A 14244-nucleotide genomic window follows, 5' to 3' on the forward strand; every position below is an offset into this window, starting at 1 on the left:
CCTTCGTCGATGTAACCTAAGCTATACGCTCTAACGTTCTCAACCTTTGTCATTTTGATTGATTTCATGTTTGTCAACTCCTCTCTAGTCATTTTTTGTAAAATTTTACAAGATAAATATATTAAATAAAATTCCACGGGTCAATGTAATATGCATAATTGCATAAAAAAATACTGAAAATATCTTTTCTTTAGAGTGATTTAAACCTTAAAAGCGAATCAGTTATCCTAATATGAAGGATCCTATTTGATAAATATTTTGTATATTCGTTTATCTACTGAAAGAATAGTGAATTTTCGAAAATATGCAACATTGCATATCGGAATATAAAAACCGTTTGATAATATTTAATTGTGATAGTAATACAGACCTATTTCTCAAACCGCATTCGTATTTTCTTTTATCACTTTTCAGATTACTCATTCCGTCATAACTTCTATCATTGGGAAAAAACACTGCTATCTTACACAATGAATATTTTTAATTTTTAAAGGTAGAAGCCTGAAATTTATAAGGTGGATACCTAAATATAAAATAAGTAAATAAAAGGGAGAATTTAAATGATGAAAAAATTTGTTCTTTGCTTGTCTATTTTATTCATTGGGGTAGGTATTAACGTAAACAAAACTACCATTACAGCTTCTGTAGATAAAGAAACAGATCCAATTTGGCCGCCGACCTCTATAAGTCTTGATTAATTCTTTCATCACTAACGTCCATCAAGGACGTTTTTTTTAATAAAGGGAGGGTGTATGGTTGAATGCATGGTAAATTGATTAGATATTTCCGGAGAGCAAAGAAGATGACACAGGAAGATTTGAGTCAGGGGATTTGTTCAGTATCACATTTAAGCAAAATAGAAAATGGAACAAAGGAAGTAAATGATGAAACACTTACTCTTTTATTTTCTAGATTAGATGTTGATTTTAGTGACCTTAAAACCGACTTAGCTGAAAATCAAATACTAATCGAGGAGTTAGATCGATTTATCATTTTTCAAGACAAAGAAAGAGCTGAAACTACTTTTGATAATCTTTGTGAGAAAGAAAAATTATTCTTAAGCTCAACCTTTATACACAGGTTCCTTTTAATTAAATATCGATATTACCTCTTTAATGATAATTTAGTTGAATGTTCCAAGATAAAAGAGACCCTGGAAGACCATTATAAAATATTAAACTTGTCAGAAATGAAAACATTGGAGTTTTTTAATGGAATATACTATTTAAAGAGTGGCCTCTTAGAGGATTCTTTCCGTTTACTTCATAATTGTCTTGAGAGTGAATCCTTACAACAAGAAGATTTATATTATTATCTTGCATTAGTGAGTGGCAAGTTGAATAAATTGGGATATGCCATTACCTATGCAATAAAAGCATTAGATGTATTCCAAAAAAGCTTTAATACTACAAGAACTTTGCATGTTCATATGTTACTTGGCATTCTATATACTCAAATTAATGTTCCCACTGAAGCGTTCTATCACCTGAATACCGTTTTGTTTAAGGCTACGTATTTCAAAAAAGAAGAACTATTGGTTAGTGTGCATCATAATTTGGGGCTGCTTTATAAAGGTCAAGAAGAATATAAATTAGCGCTTAGACAATTTACCTTAAGTCAAAAAATTGCTGAGCAAATGGAGATTAATAGTGTAAGTACTTTATATGAGATAGTGAACATACACCTCCTACAGGATGAAAATGAGAAAGGTCTTTTCTTTATAAATCAGGGACTAAAATACGCAGAAGAGGCGTCATCAATTGATTATCGGATAAAATTCACCATGCACTCTTTGGTCCTCTCGGGGCAGGAGAAAAAATTGGCAAAATATGTTGAAAAAGTTGCATTGCCACACTACATAAAGAATGAAAATAATGAGAAAAAAATCTACTGTTATAAACTACTAATAACTCATAATAAGAACATAAATGATAAAAAATTCACTTTTTATACTGAAGAATTATTAAAAGTTATTTAAATCATAATAATTTTCCCAAATTAAGTGGCAGCTACAAGTCCCTGTTTAAAACAAATTCGAGGGAGATGATAAATTGAAAATTTTCCTGATAGGTGTGATAGTTGCTCTGCTAGTTAGCAGCTCTATTAATTTTCATTATTTGCAGGAGATCGCCAATAATGAAAAAGAATATATTTCAGCTTTTGCAACATTGATAGATAATACATTTAAAAGCTCAAGCAATGTTCTGGAAACCACGGGAGAAACTCAACGGAGTCATTTATACAATTTGCATAAAAACTTAATTCAAATCGATACGCTTTATAAAATTCATCCCAATGATATGTATTATGAATACTTTAAGGAATATGATCGTATGGTTGAAGAATATTTGAATAATCCATCTTTGCAAATTGATCCTGAACAAATAAGAGAATTAAATAAAGATTTAGGAACCTTAAGAAAACATTACTTTGTAGATTTTGAAATTAAGGATATTTCCTTACAACAATTTGATAAACATTTACTAGTGATTACCCAAAACTGACCATTTATCTCCCAATACAAATTCTGGAATTACCCCCTCATAATTGAGTTGTATTCAAAAATATTTAGGAGGGGATTTAGAATGAGGAGTTTAAAATTTCTACTAGCTTTGGTTTTAATTCTTGTATTGATTCCTGGCTATGCATTCGCTGACAATGTGAAAAATGTGTACAAGGGAGTAGCTTTGGTGAATTTGCCTGAAAAAAATCCAAATACTAAAGAATTGGAGATTCCTTCATCGTTGAAAATTGATCAGTCTGAATTCAATGGTGAAGATCTTTCTATTACAGGGCAAATTCAATATAAAAATGTGACTAAAGATGTGAGAATCTCTGGTACTGCTTTTCAATCTGGCATCGATTCTAATGATGTTATCTTTAACGTTACAAAAGAAGATGAGGACTTGGAGGTTGTTAAGCTAAAACTCTATAATTCACCTAATAACAAAGAATTGGTTGCTAATAAGAAATTAGAAGATAAAAAGACTCTCGTTGTCTATTTCTTTGATAAAGATGAACGTGATTTGATTTCCTTTAATATACCAGCGAGCGATCTGGGATTAGATAACGTAAATGGTAATGATTTTGAATATTCAAATTCCATTACGGATGCATGGGTGTACAAAGTAATGAAAGGTGAAATAGAAGAGCCTTCATTTACCATGCTTGCAGGAGTAAATAGAGAGGACGTAGGTAATGTTTCAGGAAGCATTACGTATTCAGATCCTTATGGAAATGGTTGTGACGAGCAACATTCAAAGAATGGAAAAACAAGTATTATCGGCAGTTCTATCATGAGTGATGGCGATTATGTGGACACAAATATAAAAGTTACTTCTCAAGGTATTACGTATAATTGCGGACTTGGCGATTATACCTACGTTTCTGGTGCTGAAACTGCCATTTAGTTCGGCAGTTATACTAACCCTGTTCAAGTAGATTTAACGTTCTCTGGGTCTAGCTATGTAGATTTTGTTAAGAAAACTAAATGGTATGGAAGCTATAATAAGAGACCTTATTATAGTGCAACAGCCGGGCTTTCAGTGGGTTATGGCCCAATAAGTGCTGGGTCTTCGGTTACGGTTTGGGATAATTATGATGTAAATGCATCTTCATCTTCAGAAAAGACTGTCTATTTTGGTGGAGGAGATTATTCCAGAAAGGCAAATTTTGATTTTGATAATACTAGATTATATTCAGTAGGTAACTATTACACAACTTCATCTTATATCGGGGTGGCGAGATCTAGTTCATACAAAACTGTTTCAGCATATTTTAGAGTTCCTGTGTATGGAAATACAGGAGGAACCTTTTATTCAACTAGAACCAGTTCTTTAAGTATTTCTTACAGCAACTATTAATATTTTAAAGTAGTTGAATGTAAATAGATATTTAATATGAGTCATTTATATAATTAGACGAAGAAGGGAAGAAAAAATATGAAAATGAAGAAATTTCTATCAGTTGCAGCGATTATTGGTTTATCTGGATCCCTAATTTCTGGAGGAGTTTCAGCTGCGGAGACTGGTCCGCAGAAAGCTGATCCATTGAATCCTTATGATGATTTCAATTGGAGATATTTTACTACCTCTAATTATATTACTTCTGAATATTTAGATCCAACCAGGTCTTCTCACCTGGGAGTTGATGTAGATACGGGATATGACCCTGCCTACGCAGTTAGTTCCGGGAGAGTAAAGTATAGTGGGGTAAGCAGTTCTGCTGGAAACTGGATTGTTCTAGAAACAAACAACAACAGCCCAGAATCAGGCAACAGCAATGATTTAATTGCCAGATATCTTCATTTAGATGAAAGATGGGTATCTACAGGCGCTACTGTTAGCCGGGGGCAGCAAATTGGAATTACGGGTACGACAGGAAATTCTACTGGGACTCACATTCACTTCGATGTCAATGACGGCGGGGTAATGAATGGGAGTGATATGACGCGTTATAATACAATAGATCCGGAAATTTTCTGGCCGTATAAGAGCTTTATCTATGGAGATTCTCCATATTTTATTCAAGCAGATACAGAAGAGAGTCTTCACCAGGACGAGCATGCCAAACACTTGAAATATTTTAATGAGGAAACATCTTTCGCTGATTATGTAATCGATTATGTAGGTGAAGATAACTTCTGGGACTGGTTTAATGGATTAACAATCGAAGAAAGAACAATGAAACAGTTCAAAAAAGATTTTAAATTAAATAACAAAAAGATTGAGACAATCAAAGAAAAATTCGTCCAAAAGAACAAAAATAATTAACGGTAAAAAAGATAACTCCCTTAATTAATGGAGTTATCTTTTATTTCCTCTACGTTGACTGAACCATCTCTCTTGTGTGTAATAAGCTTAACTTTATCGTCCTCATGATAGGCGATTGTTGCAAAATGCGCCTCCCCTTTACTCCAGAATATAGAAAACGATATGCCTAAGGTGTGACTTTTTAATCGTTCAATATCAATATCCCCTGGGGTAAAATAGAATTTCGTTTTGAATTAGGGTCTTCAAAATACTCGTATCTCCAGAAAACAAAAGGGCTGCCTTCCGGGTTTTGGGCTTCACCTGCTGAAAAATTCTTTCCAAAGGTTTGCATGGCCTAATCTTGCGTCATATTCAGCTTGAATGAAGATTGGAGATCATTCACCTTAGAATTGACTTTCTCTTGAGTTGGAGGTAAGAAGCTATCTTCACCATTCTCTTTTTTCGTCCCATCTGGCTTATCTGTATGTTCTTTTGGGGTTGCGATCAACTTAGAGTCTGTTTCATCTTTCTCAAATAATTCTATCTGATGCATTCCAAATATTAAAAGGTAAATACCTAGGGACAAGAGGGTCAGACCGCTTATAATGGGCCTTATCTTCATATTCTTTTTTTCAGCAGTTTCTGTTTTTATTCTAGTTAAAATAGCGGCCTTTTTTCTTCAGTAAACACTGGATCTTCTGAGATGAAATGGTGGAGACGATTCTTAAATTCTTTTTTATTCATCCTCGAAATGCCCCCCTATTATTTCTTTCAATAATTTTTTTGCGCGAAACAATCTTGTACGTACGGTTTCAGGTTTTTTATTAATGACTTGGCTTATTTCAGTCAGTTTTAATTCCAATAGTAATGTAATAAGATTACCTCTCTATACTTTATCGGCAGCTTAAAAACCCTCATTATTAATTCATCATTTGCTTCTCTATTGATCAATTGCTGATCAGGTTTATGCGATGAGTCTTGAAGGTAGAAAAAGTTATTCGTTATCAATTGTTTTTTATAATGCCATGAACGCATGTAATCTTTATAGCTATTGAAAAAATCCAGGTTTTTAATTGGGAGCGCCCTTCAAATTCGTCTAAATGATAATAAATATTAATAAATTCCTCTTGGGTTAAATCTTCACTTATAGCCCAGTCTTTAACATATCCGAATATCAATCTTGTTACGTATTCCCCGTATCGTTTCATTATTTCTTCAAACCCTCCAAGGGCGTTTAATTGTTTATCCAAGTTTACCCACCTCACCATTAACTTAATTATACGACGGAATGTAATGGAAGACCGTTTCATTCTTTGGTAAATGAAATAAATCAAAATATAAAATCATAAAATTCCTACAGATTTTCCCCATTTGAAATAGCTGGTATACAGGGATTTATATAGAACGGAGCAGTTTGAAAATAACCAAAATGAATGTTCAATGGATAGTAAGTGATTGGGATTTTCCCAATTATAAACTTTTACAACTGGTGGTAATATTTTACTTGTACTAAGTATAAGGAGGAATAATATGAAAAAGAAAAGGATGTTAAGTGTAGCGGTAACTGGATTGTTTGCCATTTCTTGTTTTACCGGACAGGCTTCGGCAAAGATTGTAAGTGGGTCGTGGTATAGTCCAGCCGGCTCATACGCTCCAAATTCAGGTAATTATTATACAAATAGTTACAATACTTACAGTGGATCTTGTGTTGATCAGGTAGATTTACGACTGCACAATATTAAGTACAATTCAAGTGAAGTAACTGCGATTAAAAACTATTATTATGACAGCAGTTACTACCATGGCCTTGATGCAACGGATATGAGCGGTAATCTTGACACTAGTACTTCAAGTATGACCACTAATTATCCGAATCCTAAATTTGATACAGATGATGATGGCGGGGATGGTAAAGATGAAGAGTCAGAATTCGTTTCTTTAAGTCCTACAAGCATAAATACTTCAACTAGTTATTACTTTTATGTGGATTGGAACAATCGAGGTGGAAATGTATCCTGTGCAAGAGACGGTTATATTGAGTTGAATGCACACGAAAGCAGTAAGAGCTTTTACGGGGAATACAATACACAATGGCATGCCCCACTTGGGACAATTAACTACTACAAACAATAGGAGGTAGATCACTATGAAAAAATTCTTTCCGATTGGAATAATAACTGGAGCACTAATTTTGGGATTAGCTACATCTTCCTTTGCTTCACCATCTAATAAGTTAGAGATGGAAAATTATAGTCCAAGTAAATTGTCTGATGATAACTCTATTGAATTAAAGATGAATAGGGAAAAAGAAAGTAAAGAAATTGAAGCTGATGTAATTGTGAACTCGAAGAATCTTACGTTAAACAGCCTTAAAAAATACCAGAAAAAAATGCCATCGTATTTTAAAAAATTAAAGTCAGAAGGATATGCCTCGGTGCCTGCAACAATAACTTTTAATGAAACTATTAGCTTTGCTAAGTTTGAAGAAATAATGAATGATTCAAAAGTGGACATAAATAGAATATTTGTAAGAACAAAGTCTATGAGTGATGGAAGCCTTGGAGCGCTTACAATAGCAGTAGAGGATAATGTGGTAAATTCAGAAAAACTTAAATCTATTTTGAATGGACCAGTTGAGTTAGAAGTTGTAGGTGTTTATGCAGCTGAAGGGTCAATTAAAACGAAGGAAAAAACATTTGAAACATTAACTGAAAATAATAACATTTTTTTAGTAGATGTTTCTAAGCAAGTTATAGAAAATCAAATTACAAGTTCGAAAGAATTTAAAAATGATAAGACGAAGGATAAAAAGCTTCACATTGATGTAAATGTGTATGATATATTTTGGGAGCTTCAACAAGTGAAGTAGGGAAAAAACAGGGGAGGAGATCCAGCCCAGGCTTTTAAAAAGAGAGGTTGTCTTGTATGAAATCAAAAATAATCACTTTGTTTCTTCTTCCTGTGATCGGTGTGTATTTTATTTATAAATCCAAAGTATTATTGGATAAATTATTACAAGTTGATGGAGTACGAACTTCCCTTTATTTATTTACGTTCGAGTTTACAGATGAATTACTAATTGAAGATATTTCAGTAGCTGCTTTGTGGTTATCAATCATTGGCAGTGCTCTCATAACTTTTTCTTGCACTTGGTTATTAAAATATTTAAGGGATAATCGTTTTTAATACCTGGTTTTCCTGAATTTCAAAATGAAGAAGAAAAACATTTCTAAAGGAGTGGATAAAGATGCACAAGAAAATTGCCACTATAGCACTAAGTGGGCTCTTGCTGAGTGGAGTCGGCGGGGTGAATGCATTTGCCGAAGGGACAGGGGATAGTACTAATTTAACAGAAGATATAAAAACGAAACAAGAAATCAAGGATATGAAATTTAAAGAAGCTGCAGTAGACGAACATATTCGTAAAAAGAAAGAATCCAAAGCTAAAAAAGACGATTCATCTTCTTATATCATTCCAGACGGAGAATATAAGGCTATATCAGTCCCATCTTATGAACAGCAAACCAGTTACTGGTGCGGACCAGCTACTGTAAAACAAATTTTAGGATACATTAATGGTTCATCCTCAAGTCAAAGTTATTATGCAAGCAAGTTAGGGACTACTCAGGCTGGTACTGATTTTTCACTAGTAGATAATGTGTTGGATCAGCATCAATCAAAAGTTGACTATGTATATGTCAGTATCGGTGATTACGGCAGATGGTCTGACAGAATAGAATTCGCTGTTGATACTGGCGGTCCTGCAGCATTGGATTTAGAAATCTATCCATCTTATATGCCTAAATACACAACTCATATTGCTGGACATATCTTAAATGCTTCTGGCTATGATACTAGATATTCTCCAGCCAAAGTTCGTTTGACGGATCCTTACGATCAAGGAAATAGAGGCGTTACACTAGGGAATGTATGGCATCCAATGAGTGGTGTATATGATGCAAACTATGAGCACTTCAGACAAGCTATGATTTATTAAGACATATAGAGAGCCCAGTCTATTATGATGGGCTCTTTCTAATAGGAGGAAATTATGAGATCTAAAGTAACAGGCATTATTTTAGTAACAGTTATTATGGTTGCTGCAATCTGGGTATATCAAGATGATAAAAACAAAAAGAAATCAAACTCTGAAAAACCGACCAATATAGTGTCAGCAGTTTCTAACACTGATAGTACTAAAGAAGAAGATTTAAATGATAATACAAAAAATGATGAAGATGTGGAGTCTAATCAGCAAAAAATGATCAATCTAGTTCAGAAGAATGAGAATCTCAACTTGAAAATAGAAAGTTATAAAATCTCACATCCAAGCTGCCCTGTAAATTCTTTAATATCCCCTGAATACTTGGATGAAAATAATATTATTTATGTAGATTATGGTGATGAAGTAACTTCACTTGTGAAATATTCAATAAAAAATGATAGATGTGAAGTCCTTTATGATACGAAAGTAGGTATTGGCAGTATAACCGGTTTAGAAGGTAATCTTTATTGGAGTGAATACAATACATCTGAAATAGCCGATGTAGATTGGGTAATTAACAATTTGCCTGTAAATGAACCAAGAAAAGTAGAAGTAATTAAAAAGGGAAGTTCCAATGATGGAACGCCTCCACCTACGTTAAAAGTAAACAAAGAAAAAAATATCTTAACGTGGATTGAATATGAAAAAAAAGGAACCAAGTTAACCTCAAGTATCTATAGTTATTCAAATCAAACATCTGAGACAGACGTTTTGATGGAAAGGACATTAAAGGAAGATACCGACACCAGAGATGGGAAGTACTTGATTTCACAAACTACTGGAGAGACTGGACAAATTTTTTATGAATCCGTCTATAAAAATAATGAGAAAACGTTTAATTTAGGTATACACTCAGCTGATACCGAGAAATCTTTTCTAAAACAAAAAGGGATAATTGATTTTTCTTCAAATGCTGACATCCTTGTAACCTCCGGAGAAGGCTATCTGGATATAGTAGACTTAAGCCAAGATATAACGTTGACTTATAACAATCAGGACAGACTTACTTTGGATTCGCCTGTATTCATTAATAAGGAGAAAGTAATCTTCAGGTATGGTATGAATAAGTTATATATGGCAAATATAAAAGAAAAATCCTATTCCCCCATTACTGATTATTACGAGTTACTGTCTAAGCCTAAAAAATTTAATGATTTTATTGCCTATGCAACAAGATCCGGTGATAAATCATTCACCTTCCATGTAATTCATGTAAAGCCAAATTAAAATAAAAAATTCCTTGAAAATTAATATTAGAAAAACATACGAATAGGAGCTTCGTGTGTTTTTTTGTCTTTATTCCACCAATAGGTTTTTGCTCTTTTGAACTGAACTGAATGTTATATATAAATTTAGAACGTATTTAAATCTTTTTAGCCAAAAACTAAAGAACTAAAGAGTTTAGACCAAAGGAAAAAGAACCGTCAAGTCTCGACGGTTCATTAACAACTTAAATAGGGTACAGGAGTGATTTCATTCTCGCTTAGTTAACCACTTTTTTTACTACATTATGCGGGTTCTTTTTGTTGTGGAAAATCATTACCGCAAACGAGAAAAAGGCAACAAAGATTCCGATGACAAAGAAAATCGTTGAGACAGTAAAGTACTCTTTCATAGCCCCGGCTATTATTGTGCTGGCCGAAAAAGCCAATGTAGTAAAAGCAGTGGCATTCGCATACACTCTTCCTCTAATCTCATTTGGGATATTCAGCCCGAAAATGATACTGGCCATGACGTTGAATAAGCCAAAGTTCAAACCTAGTATAAGCACGACCACGAATAGAAACAGAGTTCCAACATCGAACAAAAGAAACGAGTAACAAACCCCGAATGAAAAAGGGAGTAAGTCGAGCATCTTTTCTTTTTGGGTATCCTTTACTTTTGAAGCTGCCATTGTTCCCAGCAGCATTCCGATTGTCAGAACAGTCATCAACAGTCCGTAAGTGGCATTATCCATATTTATTTCTTCAAGGTAGAGGAGCAAGAGTACTGTCAATCCTCCAAAACCGAAATTAAGGATCACCCAATAAAAATTTAGTTTTCTAATCAATGATTGGCTGAATAGATAAAGAAACCCATCCTTCATATCTGCCACTATACCTTTATTCTTAGAAACTTTGTGAATGGGGATATAAACAAAATAGGAAAGAATGGCTGCAGCTAAATATGTGATGATGTCTAACTTAAGAGCGAAAGTAGGATTTGTAAACCCAATAATGGCAGCTGCTAATGCAGGACCGGCAATATTTATGATTCTTTGAGTTGTTCCTTGTAATACTACAATTCTAGGGAAATTTTCTTTTGATACAAGCTCTGGGATAATGGCAGATCTTACTGGAACATAAAGCGCTTTTAATATCCCCATTAAAAATATTAGCGTGAAGATAATGTAAAGATTACCTGTAAATAGAACTGCTATCAAAAATATTGCTCTTAACACATCAGACGCTACAATCATTATTTTTCTATTGTACCGGTCTGATAATGCTCCTAATAGGGGACCAAATAGAGCTGAAGGTATCGTTTCAAGAGCAAACGTCATCCCCATGGCAAAACCAGAACCGGTTCTTTCTAAAATTAAGATGGGTAAAGCTATTTTGGTTAATGAACTTCCAAAGAGGGATATAGCCCATCCTAAAAAAAACAAAAAGTAGTTTTTACTATAAAAAAAGAGACTTTGGACATCTTTAAAGGTTAATTTTTTACCCATTTTCAACACCTAAACAAGAGATTGATTTTCTTGAATTTTTTTTCTCAAATCAATAAACTCTTTATTTGTTGGAGATATCTCTAAAGCTTTATTGATTTCAAAATACGCAGAATCCCATTCTTTTAATTGGATATGAAGATGGGCTTTATTAAATTTTATCCATGGATCGGAGGAATTCTGGGTGACGGCTTGTTGGATGTATTCTTTTGCCTTTAGTAATTGATTTTCTTGACTGTAAATAACAGCTAAGTTTACAAAGATATAAGCTGCATTATAAGAAGGGGCTAATTCTAAAGCATATTCCAGATCTTCTTTAGCTTTTTGCCAATAGCCCATTTCTTGAAATATTGCTCCCCGATTTATAAAGATTTCTACTCGGTTAGGTGCTATTTTTTCTGCAAAATTATAATCCGATATCGCTTCAGCACTCTTTTCTAATCCAGCAAAAGTATTAGCACGATTAATTAGAGCTGAAATAAATGCAGGGTCAAGGTCAAGTGCTGTTGAAAAATCATTAATTGCCTCTTTGAATTTACCTTTTACGTAAAGTAGGTGACCTCTTGCATTCCAAGTATTTGGATTATCCGGCGATAACTTGACTGCATAATTGTAATGATCCCAGGCCTCTTGGTATTTTCCTAACTTCAAGTACGCATTACCCAAGTTAATATACACTTCAACTTTTGGATACCCTTCATTTTTAACTCTATTATAATAGGAAACAGCCTCATCATATCTGCCCATTTGCTGCAGGATATTTGCCTTGTTATTATATAAATCTAAATTAGAAGAGACTAATCTAATACCCTCATCAATATGATCTATCGCTTCATTCAAACGCCCGGAATCTTGTAGCACATATGCTGTGTTGTAATGAAGGATCGCATGGGTAACAGCATGTTCCCGGCCACTAAATGTTTCTTGGAATTTGTTAAGATTTTCTTCTTCAATTCTAATTGCCTCTTCATAATTCTTTTCCCTATATTTGATAAGAGCCCTAGAATTATTTAACCAAAGTCTTTCGAGAGTAGCTTTTTCGTTCTCTAGTCCTTGTATCTGTTCAAAACCCCTATCTAGCCACATTGGACCATATTTGTCTGCTTCATGTTTAATAACGAAAGATCCAATTGTGTAGCATAATCTTGCTTTAAAATATGGGTCTGCTGCCAATCTTAAACTTTCCTCTAGACTCTCAAGGGCTTCAGGGTTTTCTTTAAGTCTTATGTGTCCAACTCCTTTGATTCTTAGTAATTTTGCCTTCTGCTGATCATCGTATGCTGACCAGTAATGATTTTGGGAGTGGGTAACATAATGGACAGCCTCATGATAATATCCACTGATTCTGCAATGATACGCTGCGTCTTCTAACAATTCCACTATCTTATCATCGTTAAGTGCTTCCATATGAAATAAGAGTTTCGCATATTTAGAAGAGAGATCTTTTTCGGTTTTATTTAATAATGTTACCTGTTCTTGATGATATTTACTCTTTAGATCTTTATCTGCACCATGATATACAGCAGAATAAAGACCATCTTCATCATTAACTCCGCAGCTCTCAATATAATCTTCCAGAATCTCATTTTTCTCTTTTGAATCTAGTTTTTGAAGTTGAGTATTAATATCTGTCCTTAGGGCATAAGAAATAGGGTTAAACAAAAATTCCCGATTAAAATTCACTTCAACTTGGTTGAAGACATCTTGCTTAGACGAAGTTAAGACAACATAGTATGAACAGACGGGTGAGCGTATGATGAGACGTTTTATAAGCTGAATACTTGAGTAATCACATTCATCGATATCTTTAAGTAAAAAAATCACTGGTTTTCGATTAGCATAAAGGTTGGGAATTTCCAGGAGGAAATTTATAATTCCGTTGAGCATACTGACAATGAAGCTCATCGTAAAAGAAGTAGGATTCTCATCCCTGGGGACATCCAGCCCTAGAGTGACATCTTCAAATAACTTTTTTTTCCGTAAAAAAGGCATCAATAAGCAAAGCGATTGTTTGTATTTTACTAGCAGAGAGGGATGATCTTTTTCAAGAAGTGTAATATATGGAGATATTAATTTTTTTACGAATGAATAAGAGTCGGTTATTAAACTTTTACAAGATATTTCATAGACAAAGTGGTCTTGCTTAACCTGCCTGGCGAAATTAGATGTGGCAATCCTGCTTAAATCTGCATTTCCCTCTAAAAGATAAGAGCCAAATGAATGTTTTTCAATTTCTTTAACAAGTTCCTGAGTTACCTTGTTTATGCTGATGTTTTTCATTAAACTGTTCGCTCCTCAATAGATAATAAATAAAGACCCTTTTAGGGTCCTTAAGGGGGGCCAAGAAGCTAAACATAACGAGTCGAACTTCTTAGCCAGATAAACATTTGATATTAAGTTAAGCTATTATGGCCCATCATAACCATATTCATGAGAACGCATAGGCTCTACCATACCGATTTTTAATGATTTCATCGTTATCCCTCCCTCAATTTGTAAATTGTGATCTCTCACAATTAGAATAGTATCAGACAAAAGACATTATGAAATATGCAATGCTGCATATTGCCGGAATAATTAGATAATTTATCTGATATTGGGTTTTTACAGGTTGGTGAAGGGGGATGTTAGTTTTAAGGAAACTTCTTATAACAATAACGCGTTTAATATTGCTTCGAAAAACATTATAATAAGAAAAATATAAAAAGCAGAAGATGACCTTTAGAAGGTTCATCTTCTGC

13 protein-coding genes are annotated in these 14244 nt (G+C 33.8%); 9 read left to right on the top strand and 4 right to left on the bottom strand.

Annotated features, from left to right (window positions below; genetic code table 11):
• The first annotated feature begins 760 nt into the window (after positions 1 to 760).
• The 4 genes from CN378_RS03275 (at position 761) to CN378_RS03290 (ending at position 4772) form a co-directional block, all read left to right on the top strand.
• A complete protein-coding gene (locus CN378_RS03275) occupies positions 761 to 1978 on the top strand; it encodes a helix-turn-helix domain-containing protein (protein ID WP_098350505.1) in 1218 nt (405 codons plus the stop codon).
• Positions 1979 to 2051: 73 nt separating this feature from the next.
• Positions 2052 to 2504 carry a hypothetical protein gene (locus CN378_RS03280; protein WP_098350506.1) on the top strand — a complete coding sequence of 151 codons (453 nt, stop codon included), beginning with the start codon at positions 2052 to 2054 and terminating at the stop codon, positions 2502 to 2504.
• A gap of 81 nt (positions 2505 to 2585) precedes the next feature.
• Complete coding sequence (locus CN378_RS03285) at positions 2586 to 3410, top strand: hypothetical protein (protein WP_098350507.1); 825 nt, start codon at positions 2586 to 2588, stop codon at positions 3408 to 3410.
• A 531-nt stretch (positions 3411 to 3941) separates the two neighbouring features.
• On the top strand, positions 3942 to 4772 hold the full coding sequence (locus CN378_RS03290; protein ID WP_098350508.1) for a M23 family metallopeptidase: 831 nt from the start codon (positions 3942 to 3944) through the stop codon (positions 4770 to 4772).
• 715 nt (positions 4773 to 5487) lie between these two features.
• On the opposite strand, the gene CN378_RS23110 is transcribed toward CN378_RS03290, so the two are convergent.
• Together CN378_RS23110 and CN378_RS03300 are read right to left on the bottom strand one after the other, a co-directional pair.
• Positions 5488 to 5613, bottom strand: a complete 126-nt coding sequence (locus tag CN378_RS23110) for a hypothetical protein (protein WP_368731156.1) — start codon at positions 5611 to 5613, stop codon at positions 5488 to 5490.
• A gap of 142 nt (positions 5614 to 5755) precedes the next feature.
• Positions 5756 to 6001, bottom strand: a complete 246-nt coding sequence (locus CN378_RS03300) for a sigma factor (protein WP_179884791.1) — start codon at positions 5999 to 6001, stop codon at positions 5756 to 5758.
• Between the two features lie 280 nt (positions 6002 to 6281).
• Between CN378_RS03300 and CN378_RS03305 the strand changes: the two genes are divergently transcribed.
• The 5 genes from CN378_RS03305 (at position 6282) to CN378_RS03325 (ending at position 10023) form a co-directional block, all read left to right on the top strand.
• On the top strand, positions 6282 to 6884 hold the full coding sequence (locus CN378_RS03305) for a hypothetical protein (protein WP_098350511.1): 603 nt from the start codon (positions 6282 to 6284) through the stop codon (positions 6882 to 6884).
• A 13-nt stretch (positions 6885 to 6897) separates the two neighbouring features.
• A complete protein-coding gene (locus CN378_RS03310) occupies positions 6898 to 7620 on the top strand; it encodes a hypothetical protein (RefSeq protein WP_098350512.1) in 723 nt (240 codons plus the stop codon).
• 56 nt (positions 7621 to 7676) lie between these two features.
• A complete protein-coding gene (locus tag CN378_RS03315) occupies positions 7677 to 7937 on the top strand; it encodes a hypothetical protein (RefSeq protein ID WP_098350513.1) in 261 nt (86 codons plus the stop codon).
• A gap of 61 nt (positions 7938 to 7998) precedes the next feature.
• A complete protein-coding gene (locus CN378_RS03320; RefSeq protein ID WP_257140977.1) occupies positions 7999 to 8748 on the top strand; it encodes a C39 family peptidase in 750 nt (249 codons plus the stop codon).
• Between the two features lie 54 nt (positions 8749 to 8802).
• Positions 8803 to 10023, top strand: coding sequence for a hypothetical protein (locus CN378_RS03325; RefSeq protein WP_098350515.1), 1221 nt, complete (start codon positions 8803 to 8805; stop codon positions 10021 to 10023).
• A 256-nt stretch (positions 10024 to 10279) separates the two neighbouring features.
• Here CN378_RS03325 and CN378_RS03330 read toward each other — a convergent pair whose 3' ends face one another.
• Entirely contained in the window at positions 10280 to 11506 is a 1227-nt protein-coding gene (locus tag CN378_RS03330; protein ID WP_098350516.1) for an MFS transporter, read from the bottom strand.
• Positions 11507 to 11515: 9 nt separating this feature from the next.
• Complete coding sequence (locus tag CN378_RS03335) at positions 11516 to 13783, bottom strand: tetratricopeptide repeat protein (protein WP_098350517.1); 2268 nt, start codon at positions 13781 to 13783, stop codon at positions 11516 to 11518.
• Positions 13784 to 14244 lie beyond the last annotated feature (461 nt).

Origin of the sequence: Bacillus sp. AFS015802, assembly GCF_002561455.1 — a bacterium.
In the GTDB taxonomy this organism is placed as follows: domain Bacteria; phylum Bacillota; class Bacilli; order Bacillales; family Bacillaceae_B; genus Rossellomorea.

Bases quoted from the DNA above. Each gene is read 5' to 3' on its own strand.
- CN378_RS03275 (WP_098350505.1), top strand. From the start codon at position 761: ATGCATGGTAAATTGATTAGATATTTCCGGAGAGCAAAGAAGATGACA.
- CN378_RS03285 (WP_098350507.1), top strand. From the start codon at position 2,586: ATGAGGAGTTTAAAATTTCTACTAGCTTTGGTTTTAATTCTTGTATTG.
- CN378_RS03290 (WP_098350508.1), top strand. From the start codon at position 3,942: ATGAAAATGAAGAAATTTCTATCAGTTGCAGCGATTATTGGTTTATCT.
- CN378_RS03305 (WP_098350511.1), top strand. From the start codon at position 6,282: ATGAAAAAGAAAAGGATGTTAAGTGTAGCGGTAACTGGATTGTTTGCC.
- CN378_RS03310 (WP_098350512.1), top strand. From the start codon at position 6,898: ATGAAAAAATTCTTTCCGATTGGAATAATAACTGGAGCACTAATTTTG.
- CN378_RS03315 (WP_098350513.1), top strand. From the start codon at position 7,677: ATGAAATCAAAAATAATCACTTTGTTTCTTCTTCCTGTGATCGGTGTG.
- CN378_RS03320 (WP_257140977.1), top strand. From the start codon at position 7,999: ATGCACAAGAAAATTGCCACTATAGCACTAAGTGGGCTCTTGCTGAGT.
- CN378_RS03325 (WP_098350515.1), top strand. From the start codon at position 8,803: ATGAGATCTAAAGTAACAGGCATTATTTTAGTAACAGTTATTATGGTT.
- CN378_RS03330 (WP_098350516.1), bottom strand. From the start codon at position 11,506: ATGGGTAAAAAATTAACCTTTAAAGATGTCCAAAGTCTCTTTTTTTAT.
- CN378_RS03335 (WP_098350517.1), bottom strand. From the start codon at position 13,783: ATGAAAAACATCAGCATAAACAAGGTAACTCAGGAACTTGTTAAAGAA.